The sequence below is a fragment of the Vibrio sp. 10N.222.55.C6 genome (assembly GCF_041473395.1).
In the GTDB taxonomy this organism is placed as follows: Bacteria; Pseudomonadota; Gammaproteobacteria; order Enterobacterales; family Vibrionaceae; genus Vibrio; species Vibrio crassostreae_C.
On the sequence record NZ_JBFRSD010000299.1, the window covers coordinates 1 to 452 of the forward strand.

The window sequence follows — 452 nt, forward strand, 5'->3', positions numbered from 1 at the left end:
GGCTTAGATGAAGATGAAATCTTAGGTGATTTTGTTGAGTCAGGTGTTGAGGCTGCCGCTTATGCCGCTGAAAACTTGGTTGATTCAAATGTTTTGCCTTCATCTCCTCAAGAGTTGCAAGAAGTTGCTGAAAGTGAAGATAAAGGGACTAAGTTTATCTCTGTGACTGCATCTGTGAATAATGAAATCAAAAAGAAAATTGAAGAAGTTGCAGGTGATAGCGATAAGACATTTGATAATGTTGGTGGTGCGACAGAGGGTGTCGATTTTTCTAATGACACAGATGATGACGGCGTCCCCAATGACTTAGATGACTTTCCGAATGATCCCGATGAAAGTCTGGACTCCGATGGTGATGAGATCGGTAATAATGCCGACCTAAATGATGATACGGTGGACGGAGAAGATGACATCTACCCTGATGCCAATGATGCGTTTCCAACGGATCGTTC

1 pseudogene is annotated in these 452 nt (G+C 42.7%); it reads left to right on the top strand.

From position 1 onward, the window contains the following. Positions 1–452 (top strand): annotated as a pseudogene (locus tag AB4486_RS23775) (hypothetical protein); the annotation flags it as partial.